General features: G+C 63.4%; 16 protein-coding genes. 9 read left to right on the top strand and 7 right to left on the bottom strand.

The window, feature by feature from the left end:
- Positions 1 to 79: 79 nt before the first annotated feature.
- Positions 80 to 568: a hypothetical protein gene (locus tag ACB032_RS18935; protein WP_371138549.1), complete on the bottom strand. Its 489-nt coding sequence runs from the start codon at positions 566 to 568 to the stop codon at positions 80 to 82.
- Positions 568 to 3627 carry an FAD-binding and (Fe-S)-binding domain-containing protein gene (locus ACB032_RS18930; RefSeq protein ID WP_371138548.1) on the bottom strand — a complete coding sequence of 1020 codons (3060 nt, stop codon included), beginning with the start codon at positions 3625 to 3627 and terminating at the stop codon, positions 568 to 570. The genes ACB032_RS18935 and ACB032_RS18930 overlap by 1 nt, the downstream gene beginning before the upstream one ends.
- Before the next feature lie 169 nt (positions 3628 to 3796).
- On the opposite strand from ACB032_RS18930, the gene ACB032_RS18925 reads away from it, so the two are divergent.
- The 3 genes from ACB032_RS18925 (at position 3797) to ACB032_RS18915 (ending at position 7880) form a co-directional block, all read left to right on the top strand.
- Positions 3797 to 4723, top strand: coding sequence for a cation diffusion facilitator family transporter (locus ACB032_RS18925; protein WP_011706465.1), 927 nt, complete (start codon positions 3797 to 3799; stop codon positions 4721 to 4723).
- A 311-nt stretch (positions 4724 to 5034) separates the two neighbouring features.
- A complete protein-coding gene (locus ACB032_RS18920) occupies positions 5035 to 6570 on the top strand; it encodes a TerC family protein (RefSeq protein WP_011706466.1) in 1536 nt (511 codons plus the stop codon).
- Between the two features lie 188 nt (positions 6571 to 6758).
- On the top strand, positions 6759 to 7880 hold the full coding sequence (locus tag ACB032_RS18915) for an alkene reductase (protein ID WP_371138547.1): 1122 nt from the start codon (positions 6759 to 6761) through the stop codon (positions 7878 to 7880).
- An 86-nt stretch (positions 7881 to 7966) separates the two neighbouring features.
- Here ACB032_RS18915 and ACB032_RS18910 read toward each other — a convergent pair whose 3' ends face one another.
- Positions 7967 to 8986, bottom strand: a complete 1020-nt coding sequence (locus tag ACB032_RS18910) for an adenosine deaminase (RefSeq protein ID WP_270811755.1) — start codon at positions 8984 to 8986, stop codon at positions 7967 to 7969.
- Between the two features lie 214 nt (positions 8987 to 9200).
- On the opposite strand from ACB032_RS18910, the gene ACB032_RS18905 reads away from it, so the two are divergent.
- The 6 genes from ACB032_RS18905 (at position 9201) to ACB032_RS18880 (ending at position 15372) form a co-directional block, all read left to right on the top strand.
- Positions 9201 to 9950, top strand: a complete 750-nt coding sequence (locus ACB032_RS18905) for an HAD-IIA family hydrolase (protein ID WP_011706469.1) — start codon at positions 9201 to 9203, stop codon at positions 9948 to 9950.
- Between the two features lie 69 nt (positions 9951 to 10019).
- Positions 10020 to 11594, top strand: coding sequence for a cation:proton antiporter (locus tag ACB032_RS18900; protein WP_371138546.1), 1575 nt, complete (start codon positions 10020 to 10022; stop codon positions 11592 to 11594).
- A gap of 126 nt (positions 11595 to 11720) precedes the next feature.
- Positions 11721 to 12089: a cupin domain-containing protein gene (locus ACB032_RS18895; RefSeq protein WP_017784880.1), complete on the top strand. Its 369-nt coding sequence runs from the start codon at positions 11721 to 11723 to the stop codon at positions 12087 to 12089.
- Between the two features lie 193 nt (positions 12090 to 12282).
- Positions 12283 to 13947, top strand: coding sequence for an asparagine synthase B (gene asnB / locus ACB032_RS18890; protein WP_024944497.1), 1665 nt, complete (start codon positions 12283 to 12285; stop codon positions 13945 to 13947).
- A 179-nt stretch (positions 13948 to 14126) separates the two neighbouring features.
- Positions 14127 to 14627 carry a thioredoxin family protein gene (locus ACB032_RS18885; RefSeq protein WP_139393380.1) on the top strand — a complete coding sequence of 167 codons (501 nt, stop codon included), beginning with the start codon at positions 14127 to 14129 and terminating at the stop codon, positions 14625 to 14627.
- Positions 14628 to 14748: 121 nt separating this feature from the next.
- Positions 14749 to 15372, top strand: a complete 624-nt coding sequence (locus ACB032_RS18880) for a glutathione S-transferase family protein (protein WP_371138545.1) — start codon at positions 14749 to 14751, stop codon at positions 15370 to 15372.
- Between the two features lie 78 nt (positions 15373 to 15450).
- On the opposite strand, the gene maiA is transcribed toward ACB032_RS18880, so the two are convergent.
- The 4 genes from maiA to hppD all read right to left on the bottom strand — a co-directional run bounded on the left by maiA (position 15451) and on the right by hppD (position 19477).
- Complete coding sequence (maiA, locus tag ACB032_RS18875) at positions 15451 to 16089, bottom strand: maleylacetoacetate isomerase (RefSeq protein WP_039214563.1); 639 nt, start codon at positions 16087 to 16089, stop codon at positions 15451 to 15453.
- A gap of 72 nt (positions 16090 to 16161) precedes the next feature.
- Positions 16162 to 17160: a fumarylacetoacetate hydrolase family protein gene (locus ACB032_RS18870; RefSeq protein WP_371138544.1), complete on the bottom strand. Its 999-nt coding sequence runs from the start codon at positions 17158 to 17160 to the stop codon at positions 16162 to 16164.
- A gap of 11 nt (positions 17161 to 17171) precedes the next feature.
- Positions 17172 to 18332 carry a homogentisate 1,2-dioxygenase gene (locus ACB032_RS18865; RefSeq protein ID WP_011706477.1) on the bottom strand — a complete coding sequence of 387 codons (1161 nt, stop codon included), beginning with the start codon at positions 18330 to 18332 and terminating at the stop codon, positions 17172 to 17174.
- Positions 18333 to 18379: 47 nt separating this feature from the next.
- On the bottom strand, positions 18380 to 19477 hold the full coding sequence (gene hppD / locus ACB032_RS18860; protein ID WP_017408053.1) for a 4-hydroxyphenylpyruvate dioxygenase: 1098 nt from the start codon (positions 19475 to 19477) through the stop codon (positions 18380 to 18382).
- Positions 19478 to 19540: the final 63 nt, after the last annotated feature.

Below are 19540 nucleotides of genomic sequence, written 5' to 3'. Positions count from 1 at the left end.
CGGCAAACCAGCAGTGTCGGCGAAAAAGGAGCAAAAAAAAAGATGCCCACGCTGGGGCATCTTGCATCGAGGTTGACTCTCACCAGGGATAGGTCACCCCCGGCCACTCGGCCCAGGGCTGGTCGCGCCCCGGCAGGCGCGGCTCGGACCACTGCCACACCTTGCCGAGCCAGGCGCGCAGTTCGGCCTCCAGTTCGGCATCGGTGAGCGGCGCCTCGGCCACCTTCCAGAAGAAGAGCTCTACCGCTACCTCCGGCAGCACCGAGGGATAGAGGTAAACCCCGCCCCAAAACTGCGGCTCCCTATCCGGGCTCCAGAGACCATAGGCAAAGGAGCGTTTGGCCAGAAACTCGGAGTGCTGCCATTCCAGATCGGCCTCGTGCTGGCTCAGGCTGAAATTGGCGGAGGGCCACACATCGTCCAGGCGAAACAGCTGATGAAGCTGCTCGCGCTCGCGCAGCATGGCGACGAACTCCACCACCGCCTGGGTCGGATTGACCGGCAGCAGCAGGAAGTGCGGGTGCCGGTAGGCTTGCGGCACCCGAAACCGCTTGGGGAGCGTCAGCATCAGAGCAGTTCCAGCAGGGCCTGCAGCGGGTGCTTGAGTTTCTCCCCCTCCATCCGCTTGACCTGGCTGCGGCACGAATATCCGGTGGCCAGACAACGGGCTTGCGGCAGGCGAGCCAGGGGCTCGGCCCAGCTCAGGCCATAGATGCCCTTGGAGTTATCCACCTGTTTGGCATCGTGGCCATAGGTGCCGGCCATGCCGCAGCAGCCCACCGACACCGGTTGCAGCGTGGCACCGAAGCGGCGGAACAGGGTACTCCAGTCACCGTGGGTGGAGGGCTTGGCGGTCTTCTCGGTGCAGTGGGCGAACAGATACCAGGGCTCGGCGCCGGCGTCCGCTTCTCGCACCGGCAACGCCTCGGCCGGCAAGGAGAGCAGCCACTCCTGGGGCAGCAGCACCTGGAAGTCGCCACGGGCGGGGCCGAGCGCCTTCACGTATTCGTCCCGATAGCAGAGCACCAGGGAGGGATCGACCCCCACCATGGGGATGCCGAGCGCCGCCACCTTGTTGAGGAACTGGGCGCTGCTGGCCGCGGTACGGGCGAAGGCGCGCAGGAAACCCTTCACGTGCTGGGGCTTGCCGTTGGGCTTGAACGGCAGCAGATAGGGCTGCAGGCCGAGCTTGCTGACCAGTTTAACCAGATCACGCACCACGGGGGCGTCGTAGTAGCTGGTGAAGGGATCCTGCACGATGAGCACCACTTTTTGACGCTGCTCGGGGCTCATGGCCTCCAACCCCGGCAGATCGAAATAGCGGGCACGATGGTCGCGCAGCTCCTCGGCCAGGGTCGGCACGCTCAATAGCGGCACGTCCACCATGCCGATGCTCTTCTCGGTCGCCTTCTGGGCCCACTCCTTCTCGAGGAAGAAGTTGACCAGTTTCGGTGCCTTGGCCAGCAGGGGGGCGTAGCTTTCCACCGTGCCGACGAAGTAATCCTTGGGGCCACGCAGATAACGGCTGTGATAGAGCTGCATGAAGCGGGCGCGGAAGGTGGGTACATCCACCTTGATGGGGCACTGGCTGGTGCAGGCTTTACACGCCAGGCACCCCTCCATCGCCTCCATCACCTCGTGGGAGAAGTCATACTCGCCGCGGGCGCGGGCCACCGTGTTGCGAAACTTGTCGACGATCTGCTTGAAGCGCAGACCGCCGCTTTGCAGCGCCACCTCCTCACTCAGCGGATCGAAGCCCTGCTGTGCCAGCTGGCGCAGCCATTCGCGCATCAGGCCGGCCCGCCCCTTGGGGGAGTGACGGCGATCGCGGCTGATCTTGACCGAGGGGCACATGGGGGAGTCGGTCTCGAAGGTGAAGCAGAGACCGTTGCCGTTGCAATCGAGGGCCCGGGTATAGCTGGTGCGCACCGCCAGCGGGATCTGGCGGTCAAACTTGCCGCGCTTGGGCCCATCCACCGACACCAGCTCGGCGCCGCTGCCATAAGGCATGCAGATCTTGCCCGGGTTGATGCGGTTGGCGGGGTCGAACGCCCCCTTGACCCGTTGCAGCTCCTCCCACAGCTCGCCGAAGAAGGCGGGGCTGTATTCGGAGCGAAAGCCCTTGCCGTGCTCGCCCCACATCAGGCCGCCGTATTTGGCGGTGAGCGCCACCACCTGATCGGAGATGCGCCGCAGCAGTACCTCCTGCTCGGGATCGCACAAGTCCAGCGCCGGGCGCACGTGCAGCACCCCGGCATCGACGTGGCCGAACATGCCGTAGTCAAGGCCATGAGCATCCAGCAGGGCTCGAAACTCCATGATGAAGTCGGCCAAGGATTCCGGCGGTACGGCGGTGTCTTCGGTGAAGGCCACCGGCTTTTTGCGCCCTTCGGCGTTGCCGAGCAGCCCCACCGACTTCTTGCGCATGGCGTAGATGGTCTCGATGCTGGCCAGGTGGTTGCACACCTGATAGCCGATGATCCCCGCCTCCCCCTTGGCCAGCAGGGCGTCGATGCGCCGGCACAGCTCGGCCACCTTGGCCTTGTGCTCATCCTCGTCAGTGTCGGCAAATTCGACGATGTTGAGCCCCTGCAGATCCTTGCCCGGCACCTCCTGAATGAACTCTTTGACCGAATGCCAGATGATGTCGGCACGGGCCAGTCCCAGCACCCGGGAGTCCACCGTCTCCACCGACAGCGCCTGGGCCTCGACCATAAAGGGGGCATTGCGCAGGGCCGACGGGAAGCTGTCGTACTTGACGTTGACCAAGGTGCGGTAACGCGGGATGGGAGTGATGTTGAGCCTGGCTTCGGTGATAAAGCCCAAGGAGCCTTCCGAGCCACAGAGCACCCGGCTGACGTCCAGGGTGTCGGTATCGGGCTGATAGAGGTGCTTGAGATCGTAGCCGGTCAGAAAGCGGTTGAGCTTGGGGAAGGTGGCTTCGATGTCGGCGCGCCGCTCGCGGCCGATGCGATAGAGGGTGCGATAGATCTCCCCCTCCCGGCTCTCCAGCGCCAGCTTGTCCGCCAGACGCGGGCCGGTCACCGGCTCGGTGGCCATGAGATCGCCGTTTTCCAGCACGGCTTTGAGGCCAAGCACGTGATCCGAGGTCTTGCCGTACACCAAGGAGCCCTGCCCCGAGGCGTCGGTGTTGACCATGCCGCCCAGGGTAGCGCGGTTGGAGGTGGAGAGATCCGGCGAGAAGAAGTAGCCATGGGGCTTCAAATAGGCGTTGAGCTGATCTTTGACCACCCCGGCCTGGGCCCGTACCCAGCCCTCTTCCAGATTAATTTCCATGATCTGGTTCATATGGCGCGAGAGATCGACGATAATGCCGCCGCCCAAGGATTGACCATTGGTGCCGGTACCGCCGCCGCGAGGGAAGAAACTCAAGGTCGCGTACTCGGGCCCCTGGGCCAGCTTGAGCATCACCGCAATATCGTCCGCACTGCGCGGATAGAGAACCGCCTGAGGTACTACCTGATAGACGCTGTTATCCGTCGCCATCGCCAACCGGCTTGCATAAGACTTTTCGATATCACCACGAAATGCTGATCGCGCCAGCAACTCAAGAAACTGCAGGGTTGTAGGTGACAAACTGTCCTGGTAATCGAGTCTCGGGATCATGAATCCTTGTTCCCTTCCTTTGCTTGATGCCGGAACTCCGGCGACAACGACCGTTCGGGCCAGCCTCTTCGCGGGCCCCCGAACCAGTCCGCTCACATGTGAGCGGGCAGTATATCAGCTAGAAAACCGCTTGCGCGCGCAATCTTCACCATTTGAAAGGAGGACTTTTATGGCTCATTACAGCCATGTTATCAGTACGCTTATTCGCACCGAAAAACAGGCGCTGACCCTGTCGCTGTTTGGTTGCATCACCTTTGCCATTTTCGGGATCGGCTATGGCCTGTTCGTCGGTTCCAACGCCATCATGCTGGACGGCATCTTCACCCTGTTCAGCATGGGCATGACGGGCCTGGGGCTCATCACCGCCTACCTGGTTACCCGTCCCTCCGACGCCCGCTTTCAATACGGCTACGCCCACTTCGAACCCATCGCCAACGTCATCAACGGCACCATCATTCTGCTCCTCTGTCTGGCGGCACTCTACAACGGCCTCACCACCCTGCTGGCGGGCGGACGGGAGATCGATCTCGGCCATGCCCTCATCTATGCCGTCGTCTCCACCTTCTTTTGCGGCATCATCTACCGGGTTGAGGCCGACGTGGCCGAGCGGGTCAACTCCGAGCTGGTGCGGGTGGACTCCAAGGAGTGGCTGGTCGACACCCTGCTCAGCACCACCCTGCTCATCGGCTTCGTGGTCGCCATCGGCCTCGATGCCATCGGCTACGGCCACTACAACCGCTACATAGACCCGGTACTGGTCTCGCTGCTGGCCCTGTGCGCCACCCTCATCCCCATCAAGGTGCTCGGTCGCAACCTGCGGGAAGTGCTGAAGATCGCCCCCAAGGGGGATGTCTCCCGGCTGGTGGCCAGCGAAGTCGAGGCCCTGCGCCTGCGCCATGGCATCGAATGCTACAGCCATCTGGCGAAAAGCGGTCGCCGCTTCGATCTCGAACTCAACATTCTGGTGGCCCCCGGCCAGGAGTGGCCCGTCGAGCGCCAGGATGCCCTGCGCCAGGAGCTCTGGTCTCGCCTTGGCGATACCCTGGGAGACGCCTGGCTATCGGTCTGCTTCACCCGCGAGAAACGCTGGCTGTAAGCCGCAAGGCGGGGCTTGCCTGGCAAGCTCCGCCCGCTCCTGTCGCCCCAGAGGGCGAGCGTGCCTTTCCCGGTGCTTCCCCCCCTCTTGCCAAATACGGGATTCCCGTTATCATCAGGGCTCACTTTTAACCCAAGGTTTTATTGCCCATCATGGACAATCCCCGAAGTTGCCCTTCGTTTCTTCCCGTCAAAGCCTATCTTTATCTGCTTAATCAGCGCCTCTGAATAACGCCATTGCCTTGCTGTCACTGCGGCCATCGTACGCCGTGCCTACTCTCTGCTCTGTCTGTTTTTTATTGAGGTCACTACATGGAATTGCTGCTGGATCCCCACATCTGGATCGGTCTGTTTACCCTGATCGTCCTGGAAATCGTGCTCGGGATCGACAACCTGGTCTTCATCGCCATCCTGGTGAAAAAGCTGCCCCCCGCCCAGCGGGACAAGGCCCGCGTCATCGGCCTGTCGCTGGCCCTGCTGATGCGCCTGGGGCTCCTGAGCGTGATGTCCTGGCTGGTCACCCTGACCACCCCCATTTTGCACCTGTGGGATCACCCCTTCTCCGGTCGGGACCTGATCCTGATGGGGGGAGGCCTGTTCCTGCTGTTCAAGGCCACCTCCGAGCTGCATGAGCGGCTGGAGGCCAAACCGCCCGAGGACGGGCCGGTCGGCGTCTACGCCAGCTTCGGCGTGGTGATCACCCAGATCCTGGTGCTGGATGCCATCTTCTCGCTGGACTCCATCATCACCGCCGTCGGCATGGTGGAACACCTCGGCGTCATGATGGCGGCCGTCACCATCGCCATGCTGGTGATGGTGCTTGCCTCCAAGCCGCTGACCCGCTTCGTCAACGCCCACCCCACCGTCGTGGTGCTCTGTCTGAGCTTCCTGCTGATGATCGGTTTCAGCCTGGTAGCGGAAGGGTTCGGCTTCCATATTCCGAAGGGTTACCTCTACGCGGCCATCGGCTTCTCGGTGCTGATCGAATTCTTCAACCAGCTCTCCCAGCGCAGTGCCGAGCGCCACGAGGCCAAGCAGCCCCTGCGCGAGCGCACCACCGCCGCCATCTTCAAGCTGATGGGCAGCAAGGCGTATCAGGACCGGCCGGACGACGATCTGGACGCTCCCGCCGCCGAGCCGGTGAGCTTTGGCGAGGAGGAGCGCTACATGGTGACCGGGGTGCTGTCGCTGGCCGAACGCTCCATCCGCACTATCATGACCCCGCGCTCCGAGATGGCCTGGATCGACGTCAACGACTCCAACGACGAGATCCGCGCCCTGCTGCAGCAGGAGCCCCACAGCCTGTTCCCGGTCTGTGACGGCGATCTGGACGAGGTGATCGGGGTGGTCAAGGCGCGCGACCTGCTGTTTGCCCTCAACGAAGGGCAATCCTTGAGCGAGCTGGCCAAGCAGAACGACCCCATCATAGTGCCGCAGACCATCAACGTGATTAAGCTGCTGGCGGAGCTGCGCCAGGCCAAGGGCAGCCTCATCCTGGTGGCCGACGAGTTCGGCGTGATCCAGGGGCTGGTGACCACCCACGACCTGCTGGAGGCCATCGTCGGCGAGCTGCCCGATGAAGATGAAACGCCGGACATCGTCCGCGATGGGGAAGGCTGGCTCATCAACGGCAGCACCAACATCCACCATGTGGAGCAGGTGCTGGAACACGAAGGGCTGGTGAGCGAGAGCGACGAGTACGTGACCCTGGCCGGCATGCTGCTCTCCCACTTCGGCACCTTGCCCGCCCCGGGCCAGCAGCTGCAACTGCAGCAGCTCGGCTTCGAGGTGGTCGAGGTGAGCGAGCGGCGCATCGAGCGGGTGCGCGTCATGCCGCTGGAGGCCTGACGCCATTGCGCGAACCATGCTGAACAAGGGGGCCTTGCTGGCCCCCTTCTTTATTCAGGCGCCTCCCCCTGCCACTCCCTCTTTTCACCATTGCTGTCATCAGCACAATTCTTTTCTGCAATTACCCCTCTTTTTCGCAAGGGATGCCGGCACTAGAGTGAGCCCATCATCATTATGAGGAATTCACCATGCACCACGATCACCTGTTCTGCCCCCTGCGTCTCGGCCAGCTGCACCTCAACAATCGCATCGTCATGCCCCCCATGACCCGCTCCCGCGCCAGCCAGCCCGGTGACGTGGCCAATGCCATGATGGCCACCTACTACGCCCAGCGCGCCGGGGCCGGCCTCATCATCAGCGAAGGCACCCAGATTGACCCCATGGGCAAGGGCTACGCCTGGACGCCGGGGATCCACAGCGCCGAACAGGTGGCCGGCTGGAAGCAGGTGACCGACGCCGTCCACGCCAAGGGCGGCACCATGTTCGCCCAGCTCTGGCACGTGGGCCGGGTCACTCACCCTGACAATATCGGCGGTGCCCAGCCCATCTCCTCCTCTGCCATTCAGGCAAAAGGGGTACGGGTATTCGTCGACAACGGCAGCGATGCCCCCGGGTTCGTCGAAACCGTCACCCCGCGCGCCATGACCCAGGCCGACATCGACGCGGTAGTGGGCCAGTTCCGTCAGGCGGCTCGCAACGCCATGCTGGCCGGTTTTGATGGCATCGAGCTGCACGCCGCCAACGGCTACCTCATCAACCAGTTCCTCGACTCCGAGTCCAACACCCGCACCGACGGCTACGGCGGTTCGCTGGAGAACCGGCTGCGCTTCTTGAAAGAGGTAACCGAGGCGGTCTGCAGCGAGATCGGGGCCGACCGGGTCGGGGTGCGCCTCGCGCCGCTCACCACCCTCAACGGCACCGTGGATGCCAACCCGCAGGAGACCTACCTGGCCGCCGCCCGCCTGCTGGGCCGGCTCGACGTGGTATACCTGCACATCGCCGAGGCGGACTGGGACGATGCCCCGCTGATGGCGGAAGGCTTCAAGCAGGGGCTGCGCGACGCCTTCCCCAACACCCTCATCTATGCCGGCAAGTACGACGGTGAGCGTGCCCGGGCGGCGCTCGAGGCGGGCTGGGCCGACATGATAGGCTTCGGTCGCCCCTTCGTGGCCAACCCCGATCTGCCCGAGCGGCTGCGCCACGGCTATCCGCTGGCCCCTCACGATCCGGCCACCCTGTTCGGCGGTGGCGAAAAGGGCTTGATTGACTACCCGACCTATCAGGCGGCCGCCCAGCCCCACACGGCCTGAGTCAAACCCGCCCAGGCATAAAAAACGCGCCCACCAGAGATGGTGGGCGCGTCGTTTCTGCCTGTCATGCTTGCCGGCACCACAAGCTAATGGAGGCTGACCCCGTAGCAGGCGGCGTAGCTTCTGATCTCCCGGGTCAGCCGCGCCTTGTCGGCCAGGCTCAGCCAGCTCGCCTCCACCGCGTTCAGTGACAAGCGGCAGAGCTGGTTCATGCTGGCCCCCAACTCATGGGCCAGGGCGTGGAAGTTGGCATTCATGTAGCCACCGAAATAGGCGGGATCGTCGGAGTTGATGGTGACGCACAGCCCCTGCTCCAGCAGCGCCAGCACGTTGTGGTGGGCCATCTTGTCAAACACCTTGAGACGGGTGTTGGAGAGGGGGCAGACGGTGAGCGGCAACCGGGTATCGGCCAGATAGCGCAGCAGATCGGGATCATCGACGCAGCGTACCCCGTGATCGATGCGCCGCACCTCAAGCTCCCGGATGGCCTGCCAGATGTAGTCCGCCGGCCCCTCTTCGCCGGCGTGGGCCACCACCGGCAACCCCAGCTCGCGGCAGCGGGCAAAGACCCGGGCAAACTTGCTGGGCGGGTTGCCCTTCTCCCCCGAGTCGAGGCCGATGCCGTGAATGCGCGACAGAAAGGGAGTAGCCTGCGCCAACGTGGCAAAGGCATCCTCCTCGCTCAGGTGGCGCAGGAAGCTCATGATGAGCCGCCAGCTGATGCCAAACTCCCGCTCTCCGCGCTGCAGCGCCCGCTCGATGCCGCCCAGCACGGTGGCGAAGGGCACGCCGCGGGCGGTGTGAGTCTGGGGGTCGAAGAAGATCTCCACGTGCACCACCTTGTCGGCGGCGCAGCGTTCCAGATAGGCCCAGGTGAGGTCGAAGAAATCCTGCTCGGTGATGAGCACGCTGGCCCCCAGGTAGTAGAGATCGAGGAAGGATTGCAGACAGTCGAACTCATAGGCGGCGCGCACGCTGGCCACGTCGGGCCAGGGCAGGGCCACGCCGTTGCGCTGGCCCAGGGCAAACATCAGTTCCGGCTCGAGCGAGCCTTCGATATGGAGGTGCAGCTCCAGCTTGGGCAGACCGGCAATAAAGTTATCCATGATGACGGCTCCATCGGTTCACAGACAGCGGGACCAGCCAGTGGCAGAGCGGATCCCTCCCCTCTGTCGTTCATTGTGCACCTATCTCTGTTTATGGGGGAGACTTGTCATCAAACAGACTTATAATGGCGTCACAAAAACAACATAACTATTTGAAGATCTTGAGAGTTGGCGCAACTTTCCGCCGCCTCTTGCGCCTACACAAGGAGTCCCCATGAAGAAAAACGTCATCTGCGACATCGACGGCGTCATCCTGCACAACAACGATCTGGTGCCCGGTGCCGACCGCTTCGTCCACCGCCTGCTGGAGCAGGGCAGCAAGCTGCTGTTTCTGACCAACTACCCGGCCCAGACCCAGAAAGATCTGCAAAACCGCTTCCGCTCCGCCGGGATCGAGGTGCCGGAGGAGTGCTTCTACACCTCCGCCATGGGCACCGCCGACTTTCTCAAGCGCCAGGACGGCAAGAAGGCCTATGTGATCGGCGAAGGGGCGCTGACCCACGAGCTCTACAAGGCCGGCTTCACCATCACCGACATCGACCCCGACTTCGTGGTAGTGGGCGAGACCCGCAACTACAACTGGACCATGATGCAGCTGGGGGCCAAGTTCGTCGATCAGGGGGCCCGCTTCATAGCCACCAACCCCGATACCCACGGCCCCATGATGCACCCGGCCTGCGGCGCCCTGTGCGCCCCCATCGAGCGGATGACCGGCAAGAAGCCGTTCTACGTCGGCAAGCCGAGCGCCTGGATCATCCGCGCGGCGCTCAACCGGATGGAGGCCCACTCCGACGACACCATCATCATCGGCGACAACCTGCGCACCGACATTCTGGCGGGCTTCCAGGCCGGCCTCGAGACGGTGCTGGTGCTCTCCGGGGTGAGCAAGGTGGCCGACATCGACCGCATGCCGTTTCGGCCGAACCACATCTTCGATTCAGTAGTGGATATCGACATCGTCTGATCCCTGCCGGCTGACGGGCCGGCCTGGCGCACGGCCCAGGTCGGCCTCGTTACCCCTGAAGGACGCGCAATGGAACCTGTCATGATCGCCGTGGCCTTCGGCTGCGGCATGCTGGTCAACCTCATCGGCCTGCCGCCCCTGCTGGGCTTTCTGGCGGCCGGTTTTCTGCTCAACGGCATGGGCTATCAGAACACCCCGGCCCTGAACGAAATCGCCGATCTCGGCGTCACCCTGCTGCTGTTCACCATCGGCCTCAAGCTCAACGTCAAGATCCTGATGCGGCGCGACGTCTGGGGCACCACCAGTTTGCACCTGCTGCTCTCCACCCTGCTGTTCACCGTGGTGCTGCTGGTGTGCAAGGGGCTCGGGCTGGCGCTGGCCATGTCGCTGGACTGGCGGCTGGCGCTGCTGCTGGGCTTTGCCCTCTCCTTCTCCAGTACCGTGTTTGCGGTCAAGGTGCTGGAGGAGCGCAGCGACATGAACGCCCTCTATGCCCGTCTCGCCGTCGGCGTGCTGGTGATGCAGGATCTGTTCGCGGTGGCCTTCCTGGCAGTCTCCAGCGGTCAGTGGCCCAGCATCTGGGCGCTCTGGATCCTGGGGCTGCCGCTGCTGCGCCCCTTGCTGCTGAAACTGCTGGAGCGAGCCGGCCACGGCGAGCTGCAGGTGCTGTTCGGGATCTTCCTGGCGCTGGTGGTGGGGGCTGCCGGCTTCGAGGTGGTGGGGCTCAAACCCGATCTTGGGGCGCTGGTGATCGGCATGCTGATCGCCTCCCACCCCGCCTCCGCAGGGCTGGCCAAGTCGCTGTTCAACCTCAAAGATCTGTTTCTGATCTGCTTCTTTCTCACCATCGGCCTCAACGGCCTGCCGACCCACGACACCATGTTGCTGGCGCTGGCGCTGGTGCTGGCCCTGCCGCTGAAAAGCGCGCTCTACTACCTGGTCTACAGCGGCGCCCACCTGCGGGTGCGCACCGCCCTGCTCTCCACCCTGGCGCTCACCAACTTCTCGGAGTTCGGCCTCATCGTCGCGGCCATCGCCGCCAAGGCGGGCTGGATTTCCCACGAGTGGCTGGTTGCGCTCTCCCTGGCGCTGGCGGCCAGCTTCATGATCTCGGCCCCCCTCAACGGCCAGAGCGAGCGCATTTACCATCGGCTCGGCAACTGGCTGCGCGGCATGCAGGCCACCACTTTGCATCCGGAGGACAGGCCCATCGAACTCGGTGATGCCGAGGTGATCATCCTCGGCATGGGGCGGATCGGTCAGGGCGCCTACTTCGAGCTGGAGAACAAGTACGGCACCGTGATCCTCGGGGTGGAGAACGACAGCGAGAAGCTGCCCACCCTGCGCGCCCAGGGCATGAACGTGATCGAGGGAGACGCCACCGATACCGACTTCTGGGACAAGGTGCTGCTCTCCAACCAGGTCAACCTGGTGCTGCTGGCCATGCCTCACCACTCGGGCAACCTCTACGCCATCGAAAAACTGCGCAACCACGGCTTTGCCGGCAAGATTGCCGCCATCGTCCGCTTCGAGGACGACATCGCCTCCCTGAAAGAGCAAGGGGTGGATGCGGTGTTCAACGTCTACGACGAAGCGGGCAGCGGCTTTGCCCGTCACGTCATCAAACGGCTGCAGCCACGCTGACGGGGGGCGGCACGCCCCTTGGCAAGGGAGGCGCTATCGTTTACGTTATGCGCAACCTCGTTTAATAAAACGAACAATCACGGGGCCTGGATGGCCCCGTTTTTTATCCCTTGCCAAGGAGGCAGCATGAAGACCCTCAACGACTGGATCCTGCTCGACCGCCACGAGGCGGCCCCCACCCCGCTGATGCCCGCCCCCGAGCGCCTGCGCGCCGGCAATCCGCGCCAGACGGTATGGAACCACTACTCAGACCCCAGCCAGCAGTTTCACGTCGGCTTCTGGGCCTGCGAGCCCGGCCGCTGGGCCATCCACTACACCGAGCACGAGTATTGCCAGCTGCTGGAGGGCGAGGCGGTGATCCACGACGGCCAGGGCGGCAGGCTGCCCCTCAAGCCCGGCGATCAGTTCGTCATCCCGGCCGGCTTTGTCGGGGAGTGGGAGACCCTCACCCCCTGCCGCAAGCTCTATGTGATCTTCGAGCCCGCCGCGACTTGACGTCTGCGTCAACCCGGGCCGCCGTCGCCGCCCTTTTTCAGGCCGACTGGGTTGACGTGAGCGGCATGATTTTCTGCGGTTTTCCCGCTTGCAAAAGGTTTTTGCACTAGGCATTGTGATTGGCGAGGAATGTAAATGGAATTTCGAGCCCGAACGTGGGGGGCTCATATAAAAATCAAGAGGATTACCGCCAATGTGTTCTATTTTCGGCATTCTGGACATCAAATCCGATGCGGCCGCCCTGCGCAAATCGGCGCTGGAGATGTCCAAGCGATTGCGCCACCGCGGTCCTGACTGGTCCGGCGTCTACAGCTCCGACAAAGCCATTCTGGTGCACGAGCGCCTGGCCATCGTCGATCCGGGCAACGGCGCTCAGCCGCTCTACAACCCCGAGCGCACCCACGTGCTGGCCGTCAACGGCGAGATCTACAACCACAAGGAGCTGGAGAAGAACCTCAAGGTCGACTTCCAGTTCCAGACCCACTCCGACTGCGAGGTGCTGTTGGCCCTCTACAAGGAGAAGGGTCCCGCCTTCCTGGATGACCTGAACGGTATCTTCGCCTTCATCCTCTATGACGCGGAGCAGGATGCCTACCTGATTGGTCGCGACCACATGGGGATCATCCCCCTCTACACCGGCCGCGACGAGCACGGCAACTTCTACGTCGCCTCCGAGATGAAGGCGCTGGTACCAGTCTGCAAGAGCGTCGAAACCTTCCCGCCGGGACACTACCTGTGGAGCAAGGATGGCGAGCTCAAACAGTGGTACAAACGCGACTGGATGGAATACGGTGCGGTCGAGCACAACGTCAGCGACAAGGCCGAGCTGAAAGCGGCGCTGGAAGCGGCGGTCAAACGCCAGCTGATGTGCGACGTGCCCTACGGCGTGCTGCTCTCCGGCGGGCTGGATTCGTCCGTCATCTCCGCCATCACCAAGCTCTATGCCGCCCGCCGGGTGGAAGACGATGGCAAGAGCGAAGCCTGGTGGCCGCAGCTGCACTCCTTCGCCGTCGGCCTGGAAGGCTCGCCGGATCTCGCCGCCGCCCGCAAGGTGGCCGATCACCTCGGCACCATCCACCACCAGATCCACTTCACCGTGCAGGAGGGTCTGGATGCCCTGCGGGACGTCATCTATCACCTCGAGACCTATGACGTCACCACCATCCGTGCCTCCACGCCCATGTATCTGATGGCCCGCTACATCAAGGCGATGGGGATCAAGATGGTGCTCTCCGGTGAAGGCTCCGACGAGCTGTTCGGCGGCTACCTCTACTTCCACAAGGCGCCCAACGCCCGCGAGTTCCACGAAGAGAACGTGCGCAAGCTCGCCTCGCTGCACCTCTATGACTGCCTGCGCGCCAACAAGTCGATGGCCGCCTGGGGTGTCGAGGGTCGCGTGCCCTTCCTCGACAAGGAGTTCATGGACGTGGCGATGCGCCTGCAGCCTGCCGACAAGATGTGCGGCAAGGGCAAGATCGAGAAGCACATCCTGCGCGAAGCGTTCGAGGATCTGCTGCCCCACGAAGTGGCATGGCGCCAGAAGGAGCAGTTCTCCGATGGCGTGGGCTATTCGTGGATCGACAGCCTGAAAGCCATGGTCGAGGAAGAGGTGACGGATCAGATGTTCGAGGCGGCCGCCTTCCGCTTCCCCGTCAACACCCCGCTCACCAAGGAGGCCTACTTCTACCGTGCCATCTTTGACGAGCACTTCCCGCTGGAGTCCGCCGCCCGCACCGTGCCCTACGGCAAGTCGGTCGCCTGCTCCACCCCGACCGCGCTGGAGTGGGATGCCAAGTTCAAGGAGATGGCCGACCCCTCCGGTCGCGCCGTGATGGACGTCCACCAGCAGGGTTACTGATCTGCCGGCAACCTCCTTTGCCTCAATGCCAAGCCCCTCCTGCGAGGGGCTTGGTTCTTTTCCGCCGACCCATTCCCGTTTTTTGCATAACAAGCGCCCATCTCGCCCTTGGCGGTCGGGCTCGCTCGTGTCACATTGTTGCGGCTTGGAAGCAACCACAACAACACAAGGAGCACGTGATGAACCGACTGCTATTGCCACTGGTGCTTGGCACCGCCCTGTTTCATGGCGAGGCGTACAGCGCCGGCCACCTCTGGAGCCAGACCCTGCCCGATTACAGCCAGGGTTATGACGAGCAGCGGGACCCGGCCCGCGATCTCGCCGCCGCCACCGCCAAGGCCAGCGCCGAGGGCAAGAAAGTCCTGCTGCTGGTGGGCGGTGAGTGGTGCAGCTGGTGCCAGGAGATGAACCACTTTCTGGACCAACAACCCGATCTTGCCGGCCAGCTCAACCGCACCTTCGTAGTGGTCAAGGTGAACGTCAGCAAGCAGAACAAGAACGAATCCTTCCTCAAAGGGTATCCCGAGTATCTGGGGGTGCCCCACTTCTACGTGCTGGATGCCAAGGGCAAGCTGCTCGAATCCTTCAACACCGGGCTTCTGGAGAAGGGGGACAGCTACGACGGGGAGAAATTCGGCAAGTTCATCGCCTTCTTCCAGCCCAAGACCACCCACGGCTGACTCACCAATCGCTGCAATCAGGGCCCCGCACGGTCGGTGACTGTGTTGGGCCTCGATGGCCGTGCAAGCAGGGGTTGTAGGCCTGCGGCAAGCCGGCCATCCCCCCGACAAGGACGAAAAGATGTTACGGATACTGGGCAAGGCCTCCTCCATCAATGTGCGCAAGGTGCTGTGGACCTGCGCCGAGCTGGATCTCCCGTTCGAGCTGGAGCAGTGGGGGTCCGGCTTCAAGCCGACGGATACCCCGGCGTTCCTGGCACTCAACCCCAATGCCATGGTGCCGGTCATTCAGGATGACGACTTCACCCTGTGGGAGTCGAACACCATCATCCGCTACCTGGCGGCGCGTTACGGCGACAACGCGCTCTATCCCGTCGAGGCGAGAGCAAGGGCCCGGGTCGATCAATGGATTGACTGGCAGGCATCAGACTTGAACAGCGCCTGGCGCTACGCCTTCCTGTCGCTGGTGCGGCGCTCCCCCCAGCATCAAGACCATCAGGCCCTTCGCGCAGCTTGCCTGCAGTGGTCTCACTGTATGGGGATCCTGGAGAAACAGCTTCAAGCAACCGGGGGATATGTGGCCGGCCCCCACTTCTCGCTGGCAGACATTCCCATCGGGCTGTCGGTCAACCGCTGGCTGGAGACGCCCTATGATCGCCCGCAACTGCCGGCCGTGAACGACTACTACCAGCGACTGGGCGAGCGGCCCGGCTTTCGGCGCCATGGGTGCAACGGAACGCCCTGAGGCGAACGGGAAGGGAGGGTGTTGGCAGAGTGAACACGGCAGGCCGGGCCGGGATGACCGGACCCGGCCTGCCGTATGTCAGGGCTGGGCATCCGGCTGCTGCTCTGGCGCGGCCTTGATAAACGCCTGCAGCTGCTCGCAGTTGGCGACAATGCGGTTGATGGTGGGGTAGTCTTCCAGCGACATGTCGTAGCGGCGGGCGTTGTAGACCTGGGGCACCAGCATGCAGTCCGCCAGGGTCACCTCGTTGCCGACGCAATAGATGCCGGCGGTGGTCATCAGCAGTTGCTCCAGCGCGGTGAAGGTCTCGTCAATCCAGTGGCGATACCATTCGTCGCGGTGTGCCTTGCCCTGCCCCAGCGACTGCTCCAGATAGTTGAGCACCCGCAGGTTGTTGAGGGGGTGGATGTCGCAGGCGATCATGTTGACGATCTGGCGTACCCGGGCGCGCTCCTGCGGGGCCGAGGGCATCAGCGGGTGGGCTGGATAGGTTTCGTCGAGGTACTCCATGATGGCCACCGACTGACCCACCTGCACCTCGCCATCCACCAGAAACGGCACCAGCCCCTGGGGGTTGAGCCGACGGTAGGCCTTCTCGCGCTGCTCGCCCTGCCGCAGATTGACCGGATGCTGCTCATAATCGAGCCCCTTGAGCTGCATCACGATCCGTACCCGATAACTTGCCGATGAACGCCAATATCCAAACAACTGCAACATAATCTGTCCCTGTGTTGGCAGGTGCAAGGGCACCTGCCGCTCACCAGCCGGCCTCGTATCCATGCTGGCCCCTCACTTCGTCTGACTGGCCTCCGCCGGCGTGACCCGCTGCAAAATGGTGCCAAACAGACTCATCCCGTTGCGATCCTGCATCGCGATGGACACTGTATCACCAAAGCGCAGAAAGGGTGTAGTGGCTTGACCTGACTCGATAATTTCCAGCATTCGCAGCTCGGCGAGGCAGGATGAGCCGCGGCTTCGGTCGTAGTTGGAGACGGTGCCCGAGCCGATGATGCAGCCCGCCCCGAGCGGCCGGGTCTTGGCGGCGTGGGCGATCAGCTCATAAAAGTTGAAGGTCATGTCCACCCCGGCGTCGGGGGCCCCGAACAGGGCGCCGTTCAGATGGGTCAGGAGCGGCAGGTGCACCTTGCCATCGCGCCAGTCATCCCCCAGCTCGTCCGGGGTGATGGCCAGCGGCGAGAAGCTGCTGGAGGGCTTGGACTGGAAGAAGCCAAAGCCCTTGGCCAGCTCCCCCGGGATGAGGTTGCGCAGGCTGACGTCGTTGACCAGCATCAGCAGCTTGATGTGGCCGGCGGCCGCCTGCGGGCTGGTGCCCATCGGCACGTCGTCGGTAATGACGGCGATCTCCGACTCGAAATCGATGCCCCACTCCTCCGACCCCATCGGGATGGTGCCACGGGGCGGCAGGAAGCAGTCCGAGCCCCCCTGATAGATCAGGGGATCGTGCCAGAAGCTTTCTGGCATCTCGGCGCCGCGGGCCTTGCGCACCAGCTCCACGTGGTTGACATAGGCGCTGCCGTCAGCCCACTGGTAGGCGCGCGGCAACGGGGAGAGACAGGCCGTCTCGTCGAACGGGAAGGCGTCGGCGCAGGCGCCATCGTTGAGCTGCTGATAGACGGCAATCAGTTTGGGCGCAAGCTCGGCCCACTCGTCGAGGGCCGCCTGCAGGGTGGCGGCCAGCTGCGGCACGCGCACCGCGCGGCTCAGATCGCGACTCACCACCACCAGGGCGCCGTCCCGTTTACCATTGTTCAGGGTTGCCAGTTTCATAGGGATTCCTTTTATTTGCCGTTCGTGGCTGGCGTGAGTTCCGGGCGTAGCCAGCTGGTGACGTAACGCGGGTTTTCCACCCCGTCACACAGGCTGCCGACGTTGAGCGCATCGCGGGTATCGAGCATCACCGCCACCTCGTCGGTGAACTTCTTGGCATAGGCCTGACCCGCCGCAAACGCCTTGGGATGGGGACCGTGGGTGAAGCCGGCAGGATGGAAGGTGACCATGCCCCGCTCGATGTTGTCCCGGCTGAAGAAATCCCCGGCGTGGTAGAAGAGCACCTCGTCGTAGTCGTCGTTGCTGTGGTAGAAGGGCACCTTGAGGGCGCCGGGATCGCTCTCGATGGGGCGCGGCACGAAGGTGCAGACCACGAACCGGCTCGCCACGAAGGTGGAGTGAGCCGAGGGCGGCAGGTGGTAGCGATGGCTCATCAGCGGGCGGATGTCCCGCCAGTTGAGGCGCACCACGCAGAGATCCCCGTGCCACCCTTGCGCATCCAGCGGGTTGAACGGCCAGGTGATGACCGAGACCTGGTTGTGACGCTTCACCTGCAGCGACCAGGGGTTCTCATCCTGCTGGGCCAGGAAGCGCTCGTTGATGGCCGGCACGTCCAGCGCTGCCGGATCGAAGATGGCGTGATTGCCCACCAGCCCCTTGTCCGGCAGCTGGTAGCTGTCGTTGGTCGCCTCGATCATCAGGATGAACAGGGGCGCCGTCGGCTCGATGCGCCACATGGTGCCGCGGGGGATCACCAGGTAGTCGCCATCGCGCAGGGTCAGGTGGCCGTAGTCGCAGTAGAACTCGCCGCTGCCCTCATGGATGAACAGGAGCTCGTCGCCGTCGGCGTTGCGCACCAGAAACGGCATGGGCTCATGCAGGCGCCAGATGCGGTAACGGCAGTGGGGGTTGCTGAGAATATCCGGCATCACCCAGGGGGAGAGGGAGCTCACCTCCTCGCCGAGGGCATTGAGATCGAACAGGCGCGGGCGCAGCGGCCCCTCCCAGTTGACCCAGTCGGTGGGGGCATGCTTGTGGTGCATGTGGGTGGCCGGCCCGAAAAAGCCGGAGCGGCCCAGTTCGCGCTCATAGATGGCCTGCTCGGGCAGGTCGGCATGAGCCTGGCGGGAGTGTGTCCCCTCCCGGTGGGGAAAGTTAATCCAGTTGCGCATCGCCAACCTCCCTTGCTTGACAACCAACCCGCCCGTGGCAGTTCCCGTTACGCATCATTGAGCACCCCGCGGCGGATCTGATCCAGCTCGATGGATTCAAACAGTGCCTGGAAGTTGCCCTCGCCAAAGCCTTCGTTGCCCTTGCGCTGGATGATCTCGAAGAACACCGGGCCGATCACAGTGTCGGTGAAGATCTGCAGCAGAATGCCGTCCTTGGTGGGAGAGCCGTCGATGAGGATGCGCAGCTCTTTGAGCGCCGCCAGATCCTCCTGGTGCCCCTCGACCCGGCTGTCCACCTTCTCGTAGTAGGTGTCCGGGGTCGGCATAAAGCCGGTACCACGGCCACGCAGGGTACGGATGGTGTGGTAGATGTCGCTCGACGCCATGGCGATGTGCTGGATCCCCTCCCCCTTGTACTGACGCAGGTACTCCTCGATCTGGGACTTGTCGTCGGAAGATTCATTGATGGGGATGCGAATTTTGCCGCAGGGGGCGGTCATGGCGCGGGAATGCAGGCCGGTCAGCTTGCCCTCGATGTCGAAGTAGCGGATCTCCCGGAAGTTGCCGATCCGCTCGTAGAAATTGGACCAGACATCCATGTTGCCGCGCTGCACGTTGTGGGTCAGGTGGTCAATCTCATACAACCCGGCATCCACCTCGGCCATACGCGCCTGCCAGTCGGGATAGAAGACGAAGTCCACGTCATAGATGGAGCCCTTGTCGCCGTAGCGGTCGACGAAAGAGAGGGTGCTCTCGCCGATGCCGTAGATGGCGGGTATGTTGAGCTCCATGGGGCCAATCTTGCCGACGAACGGCTTGGCGCCCTTGCCGATGGCGTACTGCTGGGCCTTGCCGGCATCGCTCACCCGAAACGCCATGCCGCAGACGCTCGGCCCGTGCAGGCTGGCAAACTGCTCGGCCTGGGAGTGGGGCTCGGCATTGACCACGAAGTTGATGTCTCCCTGGCGGTAGAGCCAGCACTGCTTGTGCTTGTGCTGCGCCACCTCGGCAAAGCCCAGCGAGACGAACAGCGCCTTGAGGGCGGCAATCCCTTTGGCATCCGGCGCCGTGTACTCGACGAATTCGAAACCATCGGTGCCGAGCGGATTGATGGTGTGAGTACGGGCAGAAGAAGTGGTCGTCATGATGCGCTCCTTGCGATTGACTGATAACGAAGAGGGTCACACCGGGGCGCTGCGGGCAGCCGC

This window comes from Aeromonas sp. S5(2024), from assembly GCF_041403025.1.
Classification (GTDB): Bacteria; Pseudomonadota; Gammaproteobacteria; order Enterobacterales; family Aeromonadaceae; genus Aeromonas; species Aeromonas hydrophila.
This window is presented reverse-complemented; position numbering and strand designations above follow the sequence as displayed.